Annotated in this window: 14 protein-coding genes and 2 pseudogenes; 8 read left to right on the forward strand and 8 right to left on the reverse strand. The window is 43.3% G+C overall.

Annotated features, from left to right (window positions below; all coding sequences use genetic code 11):
- Nucleotides 1-4: 4 nt before the first annotated feature.
- Complete coding sequence (gene merTP / locus ECHVI_RS21840) at nt 5-658, reverse strand: mercuric transport protein MerTP (protein ID WP_015268183.1); 654 nt, start codon at nt 656-658, stop codon at nt 5-7.
- Entirely contained in the window at nt 655-1,032 is a 378-nt protein-coding gene (locus ECHVI_RS21845) for an ArsR/SmtB family transcription factor (RefSeq protein WP_015268184.1), read from the reverse strand. The genes merTP and ECHVI_RS21845 overlap by 4 nt, the downstream gene beginning before the upstream one ends.
- Before the next feature lie 299 nt (nt 1,033-1,331).
- On the opposite strand from ECHVI_RS21845, the pseudogene ECHVI_RS24185 reads away from it, so the two are divergent.
- Nucleotides 1,332-1,571 (forward strand): annotated as a pseudogene (locus tag ECHVI_RS24185) (transposase); the annotation flags it as partial.
- 133 nt (nt 1,572-1,704) lie between these two features.
- Here the strand turns inward: ECHVI_RS24185 and ltrA are convergent.
- Nucleotides 1,705-2,835: a group II intron reverse transcriptase/maturase gene (ltrA, locus tag ECHVI_RS21855; protein ID WP_217189908.1), complete on the reverse strand. Its 1,131-nt coding sequence runs from the start codon at nt 2,833-2,835 to the stop codon at nt 1,705-1,707.
- Between the two features lie 858 nt (nt 2,836-3,693).
- On the opposite strand from ltrA, the gene ECHVI_RS24365 reads away from it, so the two are divergent.
- The 7 genes and pseudogenes from ECHVI_RS24365 to ECHVI_RS21885 form a co-directional block, all read left to right on the forward strand.
- The gene (locus tag ECHVI_RS24365) at nt 3,694-3,894 is read left to right on the forward strand and encodes a helix-turn-helix domain-containing protein (RefSeq protein ID WP_373289281.1); all 201 of its coding nucleotides are present in this window, start codon (nt 3,694-3,696) and stop codon (nt 3,892-3,894) included.
- Between the two features lie 56 nt (nt 3,895-3,950).
- A complete protein-coding gene (gene tnpA, locus ECHVI_RS21860; protein ID WP_015268186.1) occupies nt 3,951-4,238 on the forward strand; it encodes an IS66 family insertion sequence element accessory protein TnpA in 288 nt (95 codons plus the stop codon).
- On the forward strand, nt 4,238-4,579 hold the full coding sequence (gene tnpB / locus ECHVI_RS21865; protein ID WP_015268187.1) for an IS66 family insertion sequence element accessory protein TnpB: 342 nt from the start codon (nt 4,238-4,240) through the stop codon (nt 4,577-4,579). The genes tnpA and tnpB overlap by 1 nt, the downstream gene beginning before the upstream one ends.
- 169 nt (nt 4,580-4,748) lie before the next feature.
- Complete coding sequence (tnpC, locus tag ECHVI_RS21870; protein ID WP_015268188.1) at nt 4,749-6,299, forward strand: IS66 family transposase; 1,551 nt, start codon at nt 4,749-4,751, stop codon at nt 6,297-6,299.
- Nucleotides 6,300-6,747: 448 nt separating this feature from the next.
- Nucleotides 6,748-7,062 (forward strand): DUF6922 domain-containing protein, encoded by a 315-nt coding sequence (locus ECHVI_RS24370; protein ID WP_015268189.1) that lies wholly within the window; start codon nt 6,748-6,750, stop codon nt 7,060-7,062.
- Nucleotides 7,063-7,348: 286 nt separating this feature from the next.
- Nucleotides 7,349-8,731 (forward strand): Fic family protein, encoded by a 1,383-nt coding sequence (locus tag ECHVI_RS21880; protein ID WP_015268190.1) that lies wholly within the window; start codon nt 7,349-7,351, stop codon nt 8,729-8,731.
- 299 nt (nt 8,732-9,030) lie between these two features.
- Nucleotides 9,031-9,879 (forward strand): annotated as a pseudogene (locus ECHVI_RS21885) (IS256 family transposase); the annotation flags it as partial.
- Nucleotides 9,880-10,628: 749 nt separating this feature from the next.
- Here ECHVI_RS21885 and hmpA read toward each other — a convergent pair.
- From hmpA to ECHVI_RS21910, 5 genes are all read right to left on the reverse strand, one after another.
- Nucleotides 10,629-11,837 (reverse strand): NO-inducible flavohemoprotein, encoded by a 1,209-nt coding sequence (gene hmpA, locus ECHVI_RS21890; protein WP_015268191.1) that lies wholly within the window; start codon nt 11,835-11,837, stop codon nt 10,629-10,631.
- A gap of 71 nt (nt 11,838-11,908) precedes the next feature.
- On the reverse strand, nt 11,909-12,343 hold the full coding sequence (locus tag ECHVI_RS21895) for an RrF2 family transcriptional regulator (protein ID WP_015268192.1): 435 nt from the start codon (nt 12,341-12,343) through the stop codon (nt 11,909-11,911).
- 494 nt (nt 12,344-12,837) lie between these two features.
- Entirely contained in the window at nt 12,838-13,431 is a 594-nt protein-coding gene (locus ECHVI_RS21900) for an SDR family NAD(P)-dependent oxidoreductase (RefSeq protein WP_052331483.1), read from the reverse strand.
- A complete protein-coding gene (locus ECHVI_RS21905) occupies nt 13,418-14,332 on the reverse strand; it encodes an IS1595 family transposase (protein WP_041739136.1) in 915 nt (304 codons plus the stop codon). Before ECHVI_RS21905 ends, ECHVI_RS21900 begins: the two co-directional genes overlap by 14 nt.
- Before the next feature lie 259 nt (nt 14,333-14,591).
- Nucleotides 14,592-15,431: a helix-turn-helix domain-containing protein gene (locus tag ECHVI_RS21910; protein ID WP_015268195.1), complete on the reverse strand. Its 840-nt coding sequence runs from the start codon at nt 15,429-15,431 to the stop codon at nt 14,592-14,594.
- Nucleotides 15,432-15,509: the final 78 nt, after the last annotated feature.

Consider the following 15,509-nt stretch of genomic DNA (forward strand, 5'->3'; position numbering starts at 1 on the left):
TATTTTATTGATTTAAAGTTTTTTCTTGTATGATTTTCTTTTCAGTGACTTTATAGCCTGTAGCTTCCTCTACCGTATCAGCCAATTGATCAATGGATACTTTTGTTTGATCAAACTTTACCGTTGCAATACCACTTTTGTAGGACGAAGAAGCTTCGAGAACACCTTCACTATTATTAAGCGCTGCATTTACGCTATGCTCGCATCCGGTGCAGGTCATGCCTTTGACCCTCAGCTCAGTATTCAGAATATCATCTTCTTTTACCACGATAACTTTATCGGCTTTGCTGTTGTCCGGGAAAAAGATGCCGGAATAGGACGGAAAAGCAAGCATCAATACCGCAAAGACGGTAACGATTCCAAGAAACTTTTTGGACTGCCAAAAGGAGGGACGCTCATTCTCATCACAGGCACAGTCGATTTCCTCCTGAGTCCTGGGTCTTAATTTCTGATACCAGGCAAAGCCCAATACCAAAACTGTAAGGCCTATTAAATAAGGTCTAAATGGTTCCATCCATGAAAAGGCCGAAGCAATGCCTCCTATTCCTGCCAGCGTAGCAAAAACCGGGGTGATACAACAAAGTGAGGCAGTAAAGGCTACTAACAATCCAGCCCCAATACTTTTTGATGAGGTATTTGATTGGTTTGAATTACTCATGATATTGACTCCTTTTTGTTATTATTATTAAGCAGGCTGTCTAATACAGGTCTTATTGCTTGGATATTATCTTCCACAATAGAGTAGAACACGGTTTGTCCTACTTTCTTGTATTTAACGAGCTTTCCATCTTTCAGCTTTCTTAAATGTTGGGAAATGCCACCGACAGATATATCCAAAATATCGCTTAGATCACAAGGACACATTTCACCTTCTTTATGAAGTAGAAAGAGAATCTTAAGCCTTGCGGCATTTCCTGAAAGGTTGAAAATTTGAGTGGCCAAATTCAACTGTTCTTCAAGTTTGTTGAGTGTTTTCTTGCACTCCTTGATTTGAACAGGATCGGCCAATACTCTGATACAATTATTGTTCATGTTTTAATATTTTAGCTATTACTAAAACTAAAACGTAAAGACAGGGAAAAAGTTCAATATTTTAGTAAAAACTAAACTAATCAACCTCAATTCCTTTGCTATGTAGCCTCTTTGGCCAGTTAAATGACTTAATGAAAAATGTCGGTGAGGCTGTCTCATAAGTCATCTTTGGAAAAAAGTAAAAGCTACACGAAAAATCGGGTAGCCATTTTTAGGTTTTAACTCGAAACTGTTATTTTTGAGGTGTGCAAAAAACCAAAGACAAGTTAGTCCTAAAAGACTACAATCCCAACCAGTTGATGTTTCTTCCACCGTCATTGGGGGAACTTTTGCCGTCAAACCATCCGGCACGCACAGTAAGTGTGAAAGTGGACAAGATCTCCATCCCCCCATCCTCGAGCAATACCCTGATCTGGGGGGCAGTAGCTCCCATCCCCGTATGCTGCTGAAGGTGCTGGTGTACGGCTACCTTGAGAACTGTTTTTCCTTCCCGTAAACTTGAGAAGGCCACAAGGGAGAATATCGCCTTCATGTGGCTTCACTACCTGGTTGGTTGCCATGCACCGCACACATCTAAAAAACACAATCCATCTAGGGTATTTTTCACCAAATCCATCAAAAAAGCCCTCCAAAAGAAGGGCTCCATTACTTTTACAGAGACGTATTCCAGTCCTAAACTATTTTTTCCAGGTAGAGCGGTTCGTTGCCTCCCCGCCTGTTCAGCCATTTGTGCAACAGCCGTTCAACACATCTGTGATACTTGTTTAGACTTCTGACATTGAAGGTTACCCCATAATAGGCATAGTGGCCTCGAAGCCTAACGTTAAGATCACAGATCAACTCCTTTAATTTCCTGTGCCTGTTGCCTTTGATCCAATCGCCTGTTTTGGTAATAGCCATCACCAGCTTCTTGCTGCTTGTCTTTCGTTTCAAGACTAGCCTTCCTTTACGTGTCTTACCCATATAGTGGGCAAAACCCAGAAAATCAAAGCTTCTTTCTCCACGTATATTAGTGTTCAGATCGATAACCTTTGTCTTTTCCGGATGTAGTCTAAGCCCATATTTTGTAAATCGTTTGTCGAGAACAGCCATGACACGCTTGGCATCTTCTCCTTTTTCAAAACCCATCACAAAATCATCGGCATACCTCACCATGAAACTTTTACCTGTTAACAGGGGCTGGATTTTATCCGAAAACCATTCATCCAGCACATAATGAAGATAAATATTGCTCAATATTGGTGAGACAATACCGCCTTGCGGCGTTCCTCCCTTCGGATAATGCAACTGCTTATCTTCCAGTATTCCTGCCTTGAGCCATTTATCCAGCATTTTGCGCACCACGCCATCTTTCACCCTACGGTCTAGAAACACACGTAACAGGCCGTGGTCTATGCTCCCAAAGTAATCCTGGATATCTGCATCTATAATATACCGCATCCTTCCATAGCTTACTTTCTCGAACATGTACTCTATGGCATGGTGACAGGATCGGTTTGGACGGAATCCGTAGGAAAACTCTTTAAAGTCTTCCTCATAAATCGGCTCCAACACGCTCCTGACACTCGGTTGAAGTACTTTATCCTCTATGGTGGGAATCCCTAGCGGACGCTTCCCCGTTTTCCCCTTCGGAATATACACCCTGCGTATCTGTGGTGCCTTGTACTCCCCTGATTTAACTGTCCTCAGTAGTTCCGGAAGCCGGTCCGGTAGGCGTAACCCATACGCATTCCAGCTTTCTCCGTCAACCCCTACACTACTGGTTTTATTCAGCTGTCGGTAACTGCTGGTCAGCAACTCCACATCTATGTACTGATGTAGGTTCGTCAGGGCTTCCCCTTTGTGTTTGCTAGCCCGATTTGTAATTTGTGTGTTGACATTGGTCTTCTTGTCTCTGGTACAATTAATGTTTCTAAACTACAATTCCGATTTAAGGTATCCCCCTTTCCTACTTGCTGGCTTTCTTGGGATAGATTTCCCAGCGTTCAATCGGTACTATGGGGATACTAAGACTGCCTTCGCCCTTCTCCTTCCCTTCAGTTTCCTTCGGTACAGATACCTTGCGGCAATGCCTCTTCTTAACGTCTTATCAACTGGCATTGCTTACTTGACAGACCTGGATGGTTACTGTGTGGTCAATCCTTATACCAACTGTTCGCTTGGAGGCGGGAGGCTCTCCCATGTTCCATGCAACCCTTATCTGCCTTTGACCAGGTCTCAGACCACGACCAGGCTGTGACTACTTGCCTTTACTCTCTCGCTGTCATCAGTGTTGTTCCAACTCATTTAACAGTTAAAACCCCGGTATTGCAAATATTTCGTGGCTCTATACTGGCCTTCGGCAGTCGCTGTCTACGCTTCATGCCATCGTCTCCAGTGACTATGCAAGACTCGCTTCCGTTGGGTGGCTAGCCCTTGACGGGACACGCTACTTACGTGACTGGGTTACTGTAAGATGTTTTTGATATAACTATACGCCTTATATCTGTCCCCATCTTATGGACTTGCATGGCGCAATAAAAGCGTTTGCCGTGGGAGAAGAATGACTATTTTAACATTGAATTTATTCGACCACAGACAACCCTATCCTCAAAGGAAAGTATTGAGCAAGACCAATAAATAAGACAGGATTACGAACGATTAGATAAAGAAAAACAAACCATCCTTTTATACTTACTTGAAAAAGGAAAAATCTCAAGGAAAGAAGCCGGTAACTTAATGGGATTGAAAAACACAAAGATTTACGAAATTCTCGCCAAAATGGTGGTCCAAAACCTTATTAAAAAACAGGACAAAGGGAGAGCCACTCCCACAAACTATAAGGCCTTCTCTCCAAGCTTCCCCAATGTAACCACCTTATAAAGTACAAGTTTCATAGCGTGTTTTGACCACCTAGCTTTCTGGAAAAACTAGAAGTTATGAATCTACAAGCAGAAATGGCCACCCTGGTCGAAGAGTTTAAAACCACCGATTTAACGCAAAAATCCTTCAGTGAGCAAAAAGGGATCGGCTTCCATAAATTCAATTATTGGTACCGAAAACTGAGGGATGAACAGCCAGCGGGAACCACCGGCTTTCTACCGGTCCGTACACAGGGCAGCAGTGTTCCTGCAGAGGCGATGGAAGTGGTCTACCCGAACGGGGTAAAGCTGCGTGTGCCGGCCAGGGACCTATCGCTGTTGTCGGGCCTGATCAGACTGTACTGATGTTTTCTCTGGGCTCCCAGCACCAATATTTCCTGTACCGTTCCCCGGTTGACATGCGCAAAGGGTTCAACGGGCTTTACGGGATGGTCATCAATGAACTGGACCGGGACCCTGTTTCCGGGGAAGTGTTCGTCTTTGTCAACCGCCACCGCAACCTGATCAAACTCCTGCACTGGGAGAAGGGCGGTTTCGTGGTCTATTACAAACGATTGGAAAAAGGCACCTTCCTGCTCCCGGAGGACAGAGGTGACGGCGTGCTGGAATGGCCCGAACTGGTGCTGATGGTCGAGGGCATCCAGGTGGACGGCTACCGGCAGCGTCCCCGGTATATCCCCGGTTGATTTTTTTACTGACCCGTGTTCAGCTTTTCGGGGCTGTATGCCCTTCTGTTAGTCCTACGGGCAGCTTTTTGAAGCCAGAATGGCCGAAATCATCTCCTGAGGGTTTTTTCCACAGGGGCTGTGGAAAAAAAGTCCATGGTTTTATAAGCAGGAGGTTTTATTTTCGGGCATGTCAAAGCCACTCGACCAGTTGACCAAAGCCGAACTGCTTGCCCTGCTGCAAAAGTCAGAGCAACAGGTGGCCGACCGTGAGCGGGTGATAGCCGAGAAGGAACGTATCCTGGCCGAGAAAGAAGCTTATGAGAAGCAGTTGTTGGCCCTGATCGAGAAGTTCAAGCGCATGGCCTTTGCCCAGAAGCGGGAACGCTTCGAGGGGAACAAGGACCAGCTGGACCTGCTCTTTGAACCTACCCAAGAACAAGAACAGCAACAACAGGAAGGGTTTTCCCGCAAAGTAGAATACATCCGTAAGAAACGCCCCGCCCATACGGGCAGACAGCCCTTGCCCGACCACCTTCCCGTAGAAGAGATCGAGATCCATCCGGAAGGGGACCTTTCCGGAATGGAGTGCATCGGCAAGGAAGTGACCGAAGAACTCGACTATATCCCTGCCCAATATATCCGCAGAAGGTACATCCGTTACAAGTATGCACCAAAGGACAGGTACAGCAGTGCCGGGGTAAAGATCGGCCTGTTGCCGGAAAGGGCCATCCCAAAGGGCATCCCGGGTTATGGGCTGCTCACCGACATCCTTACAAGGAAATACCTGGAACATATGCCGCTGTACCGGCAGGCACAGCGGTTCAAACGGGAAAAGATCCCCATAGCGCCCACCACACTTGAGGGATGGGTGAAACAGGGCCTGGAAAAACTAGAGCCCCTGTACGACAGCCTGGTGGCCGACACCAAGGCCATGGGCTATCTTATGGTGGACGAAAGTACCATCCGGGTATTGGACAGCGACAAGAAGGGCGCCTGCCACACGGGCTACTATTGGGTATACCATAACCCATTGGAAAACACCGTACTCTTTGATTACCAGCCTACCCGGAGCAAGGGAGGCCCCAGTGCCATACTGGAAAACTTTCAGGGCTACCTGCAGAGTGATGGCTATGCGGTGTACGAACACTATGCGGCCAATAAGGAGATCACCCACCTGGCCTGCTGGGCGCATGCGCGAAGAAAATACTTTGAAACCCTGGTGGAGAACAAGAAGCTGGCTTCCGAAGCCCTGGGCTTTATCGGCAAGCTCTACGATGTGGAAAAAAAGGCCAAGAAACTGAACCTCTCTGCCGAAGACCGTAAAAAGCTCCGTTTGGACGAGGCCTTGCCGGTGATCAACAAAATGTCCGAGTGGATCAAGAAGCAGCTGCCCAAGGCCCTGCCCAAAAGTGGGCTGAGAAAAGCCCTGTTCTACTCGGCCAATAGATGGGCCGAACTGTCCAATTACCTGTATGACGGGGAACTGGAAATCGACAACAACCTGGTGGAACGGGAAATCAGGTCCATGGTGGTCGGCCGGAAGAACTACCTGTTTGCCGGTTCCCATAAAGCGGCCCAAAGGACGGCCATGATCTATTCCTTCTTTGGGATATGCAAGCTACATGACGTGAATCCCCAGCAGTGCCTCGAACATGCACTGAGAAATATCATGACCATCAACCATAAAAACATCAGGGATCTATACCCGCAAAACTTCAACTTCACAACACGGGTTTAATAGGGCGGTTACTCCCCAATGCCATAAGCTTCTCTATCATTTCCATTTCTTCCAAAAAAGAGTTCGACCCACGTACCGCCAGCTCCAGCTGACGGGATCACAAACAATTATTCTTGGTATTAATTTCATCAGAAAGTTTCAAAATTATTCCCAAATCCTCCACAAAACGGTTCGAAATAAGTACTGAGGGGTCAACACAAATAAAAACCGCATTTCACAATGCGGTTTTTTGCGTTTTAAAACAAACCATGATTCCGTTTGCTTTAAATACCATCTATCCAAATTGTTTCAATGCCCCTTTCTTTTATCTCAATTTTTTTCTTTTAATTGCTGCCAAAGATTAAAACACCTAACTTTTTTCAAATTAGATAGTGTAACTTATCAATGAATCAATTCTTTCCAGAATAATTTTAGTTACTTACATTAAGTGCATTAATACATACTTCAAATGAAACCCATAAAATCAAATACAACATATCCAAACCTACCACAAAGGTTATTCTGGGATTTCGATTTCGATAAACTGGATTGGGACAAAAGCTATAGGACAGTCATTGAAAGGGTAATTGAGCGGGGTACTAAAACTGAATGGACTGAAATGACCAGGTATTATGGTAAAAACTTAATTAAGTCAACTTTAAAGAACGAGATCAATTATCTTCCTAAATATGCCATTGACTTGGTTGAACAAAATTTTGGATTAAAAAGAACCCAACTTAAATGCTACAAAAAGACACAGTCTCGGCATCAACATTGGCTTTGACCGCTATATTCAGCTTATCCCTTTTCTGAATTTAGGCCTTATATTGGACAAATAACCCACTGTATTCCGGACAATGGCTTAGGGGGCCAATCCGCAATCATCAATCCCTATAGTTGATAATGCCACAAGAGGCTCCACTCGCCCACACTTTCAAGAAACCATAACTATTTTGTCGCGGAACGCGCTCTCCATTGTTTTTAAACGACAAAAATTTGTCGCGAAAATAGATTTTGCGACAAAAAAATATATTTTTGTCGTTTAACTGTCGTGAAAACCCATTACTGTCGTGAAAACCGAAAAACAATATCATGCCATTTCTTCCATCCTAAACAGGCATAAGGAGGGTGCTTCAATTGATGAAATCAAAAAAGAGCTGGAGTTCGATCTGGCGATAAGAACCCTACAGAGAAGGTTGTCCAAAATGAAAGAACTCGGCATGATCATTACTTCGGGGGAATCGAGAGCTACCCGATATCACCTTACCCCAACACCCTTGGCAACTGAAAACAAAAAGGGGGGTACACTCACCACTTCAACTGAATTAATCCAATTTTCAACTGACTCCAAGGAAATTCTTTCCATTGTTTCTTTGCCTGAAAACAAAAGAACCCCAGTAGGGTATAACCGAAGATTTTTGGAAACTTATCGACCAAATAAGGATAGCTACTTGAGCACCGAAGAAAAAGAAAAATTGCATAGCATCGGAAAAACAGGAAAAGACAACTATCCTGCAGGAACCTATGCAAGGGAAATACTAAACCGGCTCCTCATCGACTTATCATGGAACTCCAGTAGATTGGAGGGAAATACCTATTCCCTATTGGATACAGAGAGATTGATTCATGAGGGCAAAGCCCCAGAAAACAAATCAGCGATGGAGACCCAAATGATCCTCAACCATAAAGATGCAATAGAATTCATTGTCCATTCAGATGGATATATCGGTTTCAACCGGTACACGATTTTGAACCTTCATGCCTTGCTGTCCAACAACCTCCTTCCTGATCCTGCTGCCTCAGGCAGGCTAAGGAAATTTGGAGTAGGTATAGGGAGGTCTGTATTTACTCCCTTGGCTGTACCACAACTCATTGATGAAATGTTTGATATGATTTTGAGCAAAGCGAGCCAAATTGAAGACCCATTTGAACAGGCCTTTTTTGCCTTGGTCCACTTCCCCTATCTTCAGGCATTTGACGATGTCAACAAATGCGTTTCACGGCTTTCTGCCAATATCCCATTAAACGAACACAACTTGGCGCCTATATCATTCATTGATGTACCCGAAGATTTATATATCAGCGGCATGTTGGGAGTATATGAACTCAACAGGGTTGAGCTACTCAAAGAAGTGTTCATATGGGCTTATGAAAGATCTTCCCTTAGGTACTCCGCCATCCGCCAGTCACTGGGAGAACCCGACTCATTTAGATTAAAATACAGAGAACCGTTACTTAAGGTCATATCCGAAATCATCGATAAAAGTATGGATCGTGACAAAGCCAATGAATTCATCAGGCAAAAAGCTAAAGAACTTCCGGAAATGGACCAAAACAATTTCATTGATACAGTAGAAGCTGAACTTCTGGGACTTCATGAAGGGAACTTTGCCAGATACCGGATCAGGCCGCAAGCCTTTTTGGAGTGGCAAAAACAATGGAAGCAAAGATAGTCCTTAATTATTTGTTGCATATCCATTCACATTTACATAAAAAGGAGAGCTTAAACCTCCTTTATCAATCTTTCATGCCAGTAAAACCATCACAAATCTTCAAACATGAATGACGAAACTGGTAAGATGGGTCTGTTCATAAATTTCAACCTCTTCCCTTGAGACTGTAATCTAAACTCTGTCTGAGACTTTGAAAATCAATTAAAGTTTATAAGATAGAGTGTTATGAGCGAAGAACAAGAATCAGCATTTAAGAAGAAAGTACTTGACCAGTTTTTATCAGGAGAGTCCCTGTTCGGCAAGAAATGTACGATACGGAGGTCTCCACGCAGGTGATAAGCGATATTACCGACCGTGTCGTCCCGAAAGTCAAGGAGTGGCAGAACAGGCCGTTGGAAGAGGTCTATTGCATTGTATGGCTTGATGCCATGCACTTCAAGGTACGTGAGGAAGGGAAGGTACGCCATAAGGCCCTATACAATGTATTAGGGATCAACCGTGAGGGGAAGAAGGAGGTACTGGGCATGTACCTTTCCGAAAGCGAGGGGGCGAACTTCTGGCTACAGGTACTCAGCGATCTACAGCACCGTGGAGTACAGGATATCCTGATCGCCTGTACCGATAACCTTAAGGGCTTTCCCGAGGCGATCGGGTCGATTTTCCCGAAAACAGAGATCCAGCTCTGCGTGGTCCACCAGATCCGGAACAGCCTGAAGTACGTGGCCAGCAAAAACCAAAAGGAGTTTGCCGGTGACCTGAAGAAGATCTATAAGGCCGAGACAAAGGACCTGGCCGAATCGGCATTGTTGGAACTGGAAGAAAAGTGGGGGAAGAAATACCCCATAGTGATCCGTTCCTGGAACGACAACTGGGAGAGGCTGAGTGCCTTCTTTGCCTATACACCGCCCATCAGGAAGCTGATCTATACCACCAATGCGGTGGAAGGCTTCCATCGGCAGGTAAGAAAGGTGACCAAGACCAAAGGGGCATTTACCAGTGACATGGCACTTCTAAAGCTGGTCTATCTGGCCACGCAGCGGATCGAGAAAAAATGGACGACCCCTTTACAGAACTGGAGCTTGACAGTCCAGCAGTTGGCCATTAAATTTGAGGGGAGGCTCCGGTTGGACATCAATACGGAAACCTAATTATTTAGTGAGAATTTTTTCCCTTCCCGGGGGCTAGCCCCCGGGAAGGGAAAGGACAGAGTTGAGATAACACTCCCCTTCCCTTTTGGAATAATCCCTGCCTATTTATTTGAATTCGTCATATTGCCATTTCATCGTATTCCTGTTTTCATCTGTCGCTAAGATGCGTTGTGTAAATGCAATATAATGATTTTTGCAATGGCGGTATCCTTAAATTCTACCAGAAATTTTTATTAACCGAATGAGAAAGAAAGCTCCCATGGAATGGCGTTGGGCAAACTATTTCTGAGAAACAGGGCTCCTTCTTAAGTCCGCAACCGGCATATCCCATCTACGTTCAAGGATCACTGCTTATCCACTGGCCGTGATCCAAGGGGTAGGATCCCGCTCGTTGTCCCTACGCCCGATTTTGGCAAAGGCGGAGGAAGTTTGCTATCGCAGCACTATTGTGTACGGTTGTTGAATGACCTGCACACCGATGGGCACTGGTATTTCCCGCTCCACAATAACAGCTCTTTCCTATTTAACCCAACCCTTTTCGCCAGTTCCTCGGGCTTTTTAATAGCTCCATGAAAGCTTTTTACCAAATCCCAATTTCAACACCTTAATCATAAATAGGTTTCATAAATATAGGTATACCTTCAGTTACACTCTTAGCTGATAAATAGGATGTACAACCACTATGTTGGCTTATACATCCTATTTAATGCCTGGGGAATGTTAAGATTGAATTGTTTAACACTAAACTGTCAATTTACTGGCAAATTGTTGATTTGGGTTTCCAACTCCTCCTTAGGCCCAAAAAACTCAAAATGAACATCTGATATTTTACCTTCATGCTCTTTCAACAAATCAAGTGCATACGCCATAAAGGATTTTGGCCCGCACATGTAAACATCCGATGGGGAAGATGGAAGGATATCGTTCAATACTTTAGATGTAAGGTATCCCTTAAAGTCAAATATATCGTTTGACAAGGGTTCTTCATAAATAACCACGGAAGTAACATTGTCTGTTTTTTGACTTTCTATTTCATTTCTGAAGGCATGTGATTCCGAATTTTTTGCACATTGGACAAAGACAATTTCTCTTTCAGAACCCTTCAGTGATTTATACATACTGATCAAGGGTGTGATCCCAACACCTGCTGCCAAGAAGACCAACGGGCCTTTATTGCTATTTAGATAAAATTCACCAGAAGGCATACCCAAGGATAATATATCCCCCTCACCCACTTGATCATGAAGATAGTTTGAAACAAGTCCCTTATATTTCCCGGACTCTCTTTTTACGCTAATCCGTAATGCTTCTTTATTCCCATAATCTGACAGGCTATAATTACGTGTATGCAGATGATCCGTTCCTGGAATAGAAAGCGTCAAGGATATATATTGGCCCGGTGTAAACTCTGGGAGTCCCGAACCATCGGTTGTATTTAGGTAAAATGAGGTAATGTGTTTATTTTCTTCGATTTTTCTTACCACCTTAAATTCCTTTTGCCCATTATAACCGTTCATCCTGCTTTTCTGCTCCCTGTATATTGAGTCCTCCTTGGCAATAAATATTTCGGCCAGTTCACCATATGCTTCTGCCCAAGCTCCTATTATATCAGGAGTTGCCGCATCACCCAAGACTTCCTTGATGGCCCAAAGCAACGTCTCTCCCACTATTGGGTACATTTCCGGGGTAATCGATAGGGAGCTGTGCTTATGTGCTATCGAGTTAACGGCCTGCAGCAAAACCTCAGGTGTTTCAATATAAGTTGCATATTGAATAATTGCATTTGCCAATACTTTTGGCTGTGTGCCCTTTACCTGATTGGTCATATTGAAAAGGTTTCGTAAATCAGGGTGTGTCTCAAACAGTTTTTTGTAGAACACTTTCGTTATTTGTTCCCCATACTCCTTTAATACGGGCGCCGTGGACTTTACAATTTCAATGGTGGATTTACTTGCCATAACTGATTTGTTTAGTAATTTATATTTATGATTTTAAGACCTTTTTATCCTTTATTTAGGAAATTTATATTTCACCTCTTCAAAAAGGTTAATCCATTGACTATTTCGTCCGATAAATTTCTTAAAGTTGTATTTTCCAGCAGTTGGTGAATTTGGTTACGTATTTCCATGAACTCAGTATGGAGAGGGCATGGCTTTTCATTGTTGCAATTCTCTAGTCCTAAAGCACATCCTTTAAATAAGCTATCTCCATCCATGATATGGACAATATCAATTAATCTAATATTATTCATTTCACTTTCCCCTACTTCAAAGCCTCCATATGGCCCTTTGATACCCTTCAAAATATTATTTTTGGACAGTTGCTGTAATATTTTAGCGGTAAAGGCCTCTGGTGAGCCTATTTCCTTGGATATCTCCTTGAGGGATGTTCTGTTACCCATTTGGGATTGGGCAGCGACAAACAAAACTGCTCTAATTGCGTATTCACAGGCTTTGGAAAACATAATTGAATATTAACGTCACAAACATAACCCAATTTTATTTCGGATCAAAATATCCGAAATAGGTTTTATTGATTTTCTTGATCTTTTGGAACAAAAGCATTAAAATTCCGACCATGTCAAGGGAGAAAGAATCTGCAACCACATGGTTGAAGTAGCGAGGCTTGAGGTATTCCAATAAAAGCTACCATTAAAAAACACTCCCATATGTCCTAAAAACGGGAAGCCTCCAATGGAACCTGGATTACTGAATATGATGAAACAGGCCCCATGATAGCCCGGGAGATATGCCCCAAGGGGATTTGGCCGCAGAAGTATGGGTTAATTGTGGATAGCTTCCTTGAAGTTACCCACAATTAACCCATATAAACAGTATCCACTAATTATACCTGTCCAGTTATAAGTTGTCCAAAAACGGAAAGCCTTCACGCTGGTGAATGCAATTACTTGGTGCCAGTGTATCAGCATGGCAATAAATTAAATTTCCACTTCCCATACTAATAACCCAGTTGTTTAACTGTGTTCAAACGATTTTCCAGTGTTTGCTCCAGATTGTGATAGGCTACTTTTCCAATGGCAAATCTATTAGGTAAATCTTCTGAGTTTACCATTTCAATGATGCGCTGTGCTACATATTCCGGTGTGTCCAACTCGTCGAAATCAGCATTTTTTATTTTTTCCCGAACCACATCCGCTGGGGTTTCTGCATATTCTTGCATCAAGCTAGCAGTTTTGGCATTTGCAGCGAACTGTGTGCTTGTAGGGCCTGGTTCAGCAATAGCAAAAGAAATATTAAAAGGAGCCACTTCTTGTGCAACTGATTCAATAAAACCCTCAATTCCCCATTTTGATGCATGATATACACTAAAACCAGGATAGGTCACTTGACCTCCTTCGGATGAAACCTGCACAATACGCCCTCCTCCTTGATGGCGGAAATAAGGTAGAAATGCCCTAATGGTCCGTATTGAAGAGATAAGATTAGTGTCGATTTGATGTAAGATATCTTCATCCTTAAATTCTTCGGCTGCACCTACTATGCTATATCCTGCATTGTCAACCAAAAAATCAATATGATTATCCGCAATCATGCCAGTATGGATAAATAGCTGCAATGATGAGCCTGTCAAATAGATTTTGGCCGAAATATCTTCTGTTGAGTTTATAACAGAACTCGTCAAGATAGTTTTGCATCATCCGTTCACTTATCATATGGTATGTCTGCAGGTGTTTCTTTAAGTTACTGATAGCAATGTGTGCCCTTTTGAGGTTGAAATGCCCCTTTTCTGTCCCCGAGATCTCCTTGACATGCACATCTATACAATTACTCAGGTCTGAGAAGGTGGTGTTCATATCTGTTTGAAGTACGGAGTTTGGGTCAATAAATTCCTTTACCAAACGCTGGGCTGTTTTCGCCTCCAGGTTCTTTATCTTCTTCATCTTAAAATACCTGCAGCTCTTGTCTGACTTACCGGTTTCAAGGTCTTCCAAAACAGTTGATTCGGCCATTACGGCCACGGTTGACCGTTTTTGGCTGCCCCTGCCTCTTTTAAGCTTGTGTGGCTTTTTTGTTGCTTTGCCCACAAAGGCCTCGTCATACTCCACCATGTCCTCAAGGCTGTAAAGATCATCGCGTTTCCCCATTACCTTGCGGAGTTTATGGTACATCCTGAAGACCGGTTCGTACCGCTTCATGCCCAGCTGTCTTTGCAGTTCAGAAGCACTGAACCCCTTTTTGGTGGCTGTGATGAAGGTCATGGCCAACAACCAGGTCCGGATCGGAAGGTTACTGTTTTCCATTACCGTTCCGCTTCTGATACTTGTCCTGAAGCTACAGGAAGTGCATTGAAAGGCCTTTTTGTTTGCCAACCAATAATGCCTGGTACAGTTGCATCTTTTGCAGACAATACCTGCTTGGCTCCTTTTCTGCCTTACAAACTCGATACAGGAAGATTCGTCAGGAAACCGATTGATGAAGTTGATGATATTCATGGTCAAAACCGTTTGTCTTGACACAATTTATTGAGAGTAATAACTCAATTAAAGCAATTGACACTAACTGTCACTATTAATTTATTTGGCTACTGGTGCAATTGCGGATATACATATACGCTAATTTTTTGGTCTCAAAGAAACTTGGGATAAGTAGTTTGTCCTCATTGGTCAATTCTATTTTTTCTTCAAGTTGTCCAAAGAGTTCGTCAAACATAATTTCTTAAATGTTGTGTTTTTTCAGCTTGCAGGTAACAAATTACCTGCCCATAGATTTCTTATATGCACTCGGGCTAACTCCTTTGTATTTCTTGAACGCTTTGTTCAAATGGCTGGCATCGCTAAAACCAAATTCGTTGGCAATTTCTTTCAGGGTAAGTGTTGGTACGGACAAGCGTTTTTCGATCAGTTTTGCACGGTATTCATTAATGTAATCACGGTAACTCATATCGAAATTCCGTTTGAAATAAGCACTGAAATATCCCGGGGCAATATGGAAATGCCTGGCTATATGTTGTGCAGTCAATAGTTCCGGCTCATAAATATGTTTGTGGATATACGAGATGAGTTCCTCTTTGCCGGGATGCCCTTTGTCAATCCGGATGCTCAATTTTTGTGCAGCTTCGCGTATCAGCCCGAAAATAGACAACAGTTGGTAATATACCAGTGGCGATGACGCTATATCTTTCCGGCAATTGTAGGCCACGATATTTTCCACCGTGTTGCGCAAAATGGAAACACAGGGTTCGTCCATTTGCAGTTTTACTTCTTTCAGCATTTTGTTGCGCATGATGTCTTCCGGTGATGACAGCAGCAGGGCATCGGGGCGATGCATCTTATGCCCCGAAAAATAGCTGTCCGTAAACTTGATGAACGTAAAGTGGGTTCGCTTTTTAATGTTGAAAAAATGTTGGTCTTCCGGGCTGATGATAAAAAGATCGCCCGTTTTGTACGTAAAACTGTTATGGTTTAGCTCATGCGTACCATTTCCCTTTTTGATGTAAACCAGCTCATAATAGGTGTGCAGATGAATGGGTAACGGATAAACATCCGTCTCAAAATCATCAATCTCAAGCGGTTCAAACTGTGCTTTTCTCATCGTATTGTATTTGTATCAAATGTACAAATATTTATCGTAAATGTACTAATAGACAAAAACCATATAACGTACATTTAC

The sequence above is a fragment of the Echinicola vietnamensis DSM 17526 genome (assembly GCF_000325705.1).
Taxonomy (GTDB): Bacteria; Bacteroidota; Bacteroidia; order Cytophagales; family Cyclobacteriaceae; genus Echinicola; species Echinicola vietnamensis.